The organism is bacterium (assembly GCA_040755755.1).
Taxonomy (GTDB): Bacteria; SZUA-182; SZUA-182; order DTGQ01; family DTGQ01; genus DTGQ01.
Genome location: JBFLZW010000020.1, coordinates 1 through 3,923, shown reverse-complemented (window position 1 = coordinate 3,923; position 3,923 = coordinate 1). Strand labels below are relative to the sequence as shown.

At 50.1% G+C, this 3,923-nt stretch carries 3 protein-coding genes; 1 reads left to right on the top strand and 2 read right to left on the bottom strand.

Going from position 1 to position 3,923, the window contains the following annotated elements:
• The first annotated feature begins 179 nt into the window (after positions 1 to 179).
• On the top strand, positions 180 to 464 hold the full coding sequence (locus AB1611_07250; protein MEW6379388.1) for a nucleotidyltransferase domain-containing protein: 285 nt from the start codon (positions 180 to 182) through the stop codon (positions 462 to 464).
• 124 nt (positions 465 to 588) lie between these two features.
• Here the strand turns inward: AB1611_07250 and AB1611_07245 are convergent, their stop codons facing one another.
• On the bottom strand, positions 589 to 3,246 hold the full coding sequence (locus AB1611_07245) for a VCBS repeat-containing protein (GenBank protein MEW6379387.1): 2,658 nt from the start codon (positions 3,244 to 3,246) through the stop codon (positions 589 to 591).
• Between the two features lie 231 nt (positions 3,247 to 3,477).
• Positions 3,478 to 3,819, bottom strand: coding sequence for a DNA methyltransferase (locus AB1611_07240; GenBank protein MEW6379386.1), 342 nt, complete (start codon positions 3,817 to 3,819; stop codon positions 3,478 to 3,480).
• Between the last annotated feature and the right edge of the window lie 104 nt (positions 3,820 to 3,923).

The following is a 3,923-nucleotide window of genomic DNA, read 5'->3' as shown; positions in this document are numbered from 1 at the left end:
ATGCTATCTTCCAGCTATTTCCTATCCCTCTGTTTATCCCATCTTACTCACTCCTTTATACCTTATCGGATAATCTACAAAAATCATGAAAACTATAACCATCTCCTGCCTATGCCTGAGTAGTTACGATAAAGGAATATTATCAATGGCTCAAATCCCTGTTGAAATAAAAAAATAAGATCGATAAATATTTAAATAATTTAAGAAAGAATAAGATACCAATAAAAGAGGCCATTCTTTTTGGGAGTTATGCCAAGGGAACCCACAAAGAATGGAGCGATATTGACATCGCTCTGGTATCGGAAATATTTAAAGGTAATAGAATAGAAGATAAAGATAAGATTCGTCATATTACGATCTCAGTGAGCAGCGAAATTGAAGTGATTCCCTTTTCTCCTAAAGATTTTAATAAAGACGATCCCTTAGCCAGAGAGATTATTGATACGGGAATAAGGCTTCTCTAAGGGTAACTACCCAGGGGCAAAGGGGCAAAGGCATGAAGGGAATACAACTTTGCCCCTTCACTTGTGTCTTTACCCCGTTGTGCCCTTGTCTCTCTGTGCTTTGTGCCTGAGTAGTTCACTTTACCTACTCATCTGCCTGCCTGAATTTTCGTCTCCATCCGGAGAGCGCGGAGGTTATAAAACAGCTACTGGTTTCCTCCTCATTATTATTGCTGTTATTTTCCTGAGCATTGTCATTGTCCCTGTTGATCACCAGCACATCGTCAGGGTCCAGGCCGTTGTATGCCGGATCAGCCGAGACAGCCGGACCAATGTTCACCATATAGGCCATATCACCATCATCGGCGGTGTCATCAACGCCGGTTACGGTTACGGTTTTTGTACTGTTCCAATCTTCGGGTGTGAAGGACAGGATGTCAGGCGATACTTTCCCTTCGGTCTCATCGCTGCTGGTGACAGGAATCGTTACCGTGGCCGCAGGTCGTGATTTCAAGACCAGGGTAAGGACCGCCCTGCCGCCTGCTTCGCTCGTCTCAAGCCTGGATACCGGGCTCACGGTTATGCCGGAGGTGGTATTGATGAGAACGAAAACATTGCCGGACTTCTCATTGGCCACGGCCAGATCGTCTTTCCCGTCTCCGTTCAAATCAGCGGCCACAACGGAGCGGGGGTCAGCCCCTGCCCGAAAGCTGACGGCTTCGGCAAAGGTGCCGTCACCTTTTCCCAGAAGGATCGAGATATCGTCTGAATCCTCATTGGCTATGGCCAGATCGGCTTTTCCATCCGCATCGAAGTCACCCGTGGTGATCGACTGGGGATCGTCCCCCGCCCCGTAGTTGACGGCTTTGGCAAAGGTACCGTCACCTTTGCCGAGGAGAATGGAAGCATTGTTCGATGCCTCGTTGGCTACGGCCAGATCATCCTTTCCATCGTCATTGAAATCCCCTGTCACGATAGCCCAGGGATCCTTTCCCACTGCATAATTGACAGCTTCGGCAAAGGTGCCGTCACCCTTCCCCAGAAGGATCGAAACGCTGCCGGAGTCTTCACCGACAGAAGGGCTGGTGTTGGCGACAGCCAGATCTTTCCTGCCGTCTCCATCGAAATCTCCCAGGGTGATCGATCCGGGATTATTTCCCGCCCGATAGTGGGTTGCCGGGCTGAAGGTGTTATTACCGTCACTCAGGAGTATGGCGATATCGTCCGATCCCTCGTTGGCCAGTGCCAGGTCCATTTTCCCGTCCTCGTTGAAATCTCCCGCAACGACTGCCCGGGGACCATACCCGACCGGGTAATTGACTGCTGCGGCAAAGCCGCCCTTGCCATTTCCGGCGAGAACGGAAACAGTATCGGATTTGTTGTTGGCTACGGCAAGATCCACCTGCCCGTCATTGTTGAGATCCGCACCCGTGACCGACTGGGGCCCTGCTCCGGCTGCAAAGGAACCGGCAGCAGCAAAGGTTCCGTTACCGTTATTCATGAATACCGAGACATTGGCCGATTCCGCATTGGCTACAGCCAGATCCTCATTTCCATCGCCGTTGAAATCCACGGCTGTGATTGATTCCGGTTCATCCCCGGCCTGATAGCTGATGGATGCATCGAATTTGCCATCGCCGCTGCCGTAGAGAATGGATACGCTGTCATACTTGTCATTGGCCACAGCCAGATCAGCCTGACCGTCACGGTTAAAATCACCTGAAGTGACTGCCGAGGGAGAACCCCCGAGTGCATAACCGGCAGCCGTGGTAAAGGTGCCGTCCCCGTTCCCCTGAAGGAGAGAGACATTAGCCCCGCCTTCATTGGCGATTGCCAGGTCAAGCTTGCTGTCCTTATTGAAATCTCCAGTGGTAACCGACTGAGGATCGATCCCGACTTCATAACCGACAGCCTTGGTAAAGGTGCCATTCCCCGCCCCCAGCAGGATAGAGACCGTATCAGGACCCTCATTGGCCACGGCCAGGTCTGTTTTTCCATCCGCATTAAAATCCCCGGCAACGATCGAGCGGGGATCAGCCCCTGCTGCAAAGGCACCGGATTTGGTAAAAGTGCCATTACCAGCTCCAAGGAAAACGGAGACATCAGCCGAACTCGCGTTGACTACGGCCACATCCGCCTTGGCATCGTTATTGAAATCCGCGGTTATGATCCGGTGAGGATTATTACCTGCCGGATAGGATGCAGCCTGGGTAAAACTGCCATCACCGCTTCCCTGAAGAATCTGAACATTATCGGACACTTCATTGGCTACGGCAAGATCAATTTTCCCATCACTGTTGAAATCCCCCACGGTGACTGACCGGGGGCCATATCCGGCAGGATAATGAACCGCAGCAGCAAACCGGCCGTCGCCGGTCCCAAGGAGAATGGAAACCTGATCGGAGTCATAATTGGTTGCCGCCAGATCGAGCTTCCCATCGCCGTTGAAATCCCCTGCGGCCAGCGACTGGGGTTCCTTCCCGGCCAAATAACTGACAGCCTGGGCAAAGGTGCCATTCCCATTGCCAAGGAGAATTGAAACGTTGTCAGAGTCTTCATTACCAGTGGCCAGATCGGGTTTTCCATCCCCATTAAAGTCAGCCACAATGACCGATTGAGGGTCCTTACCAACCGGATAATCAACAGCGCCAGTGAAAGAAACACCCGATGACGATGGTGGACTGGCAGGCAGCCTCTGCCCGGCAGGCAGCCTCTGCCCGGCTGCCTGAGTGACTTTGATCAGTGATGCCGCTATTTCGAGAGCAAAGAGCAGGTAGAAAAATTTCCTCATTGTCTGTCTCATACGTGCAAAACACCCCCCTTACCAACTGCTTGCGTTGATAAACATAGTTGATAACCATAAAATATAAGTGAATACCTTTATACTGATATATTGGCTGGTATACTAGTCGGCAGTTTTTGATAAATAAACTATTGAGACTTAACTATTTAAAATAGTTAAGCAAAAAGGCGGGAAGGGCCGGGAGAGGGCCATTCGGAGTAGGCTGAATTCCAATCTATTCATTTATTAGCCTCAACTGGCGTTTTGGTGGAAGGTTAATAGGGAGGACGTTTGACTCAAGGAGTTCTTTATAAAAATTACCCTGTGTCTTTCTTTTATAGGTTCCTCAAAGAACCGGAAGGCAGATGCTGCCAGGTAGGGCCTGTTGAGATCACAGGCAATCCAATTCCTCCCGCAACTCTCCGCTGCATCTCCTGTTGTGTTTGAACCCGCAAAAATATCCACTACCGTATCACCCGGCTCCGTAAGAAAGTTAATGAAAAATGAAGGAAGTTTTATAGGAAACCTGGCTGGATGCCTGTCAGCATTAAAATATTTACATAGTCTAAGGTGAATGGCACTTACATAAGCCAAGCTTATAATATAGAGAGGACACAAAGCACACAGGGAAAAAAATATCTCCCGCAGAGACGCAGAGACGCAGAGAACAACCAATCCGGCAAGGTCCTGATGAAAGT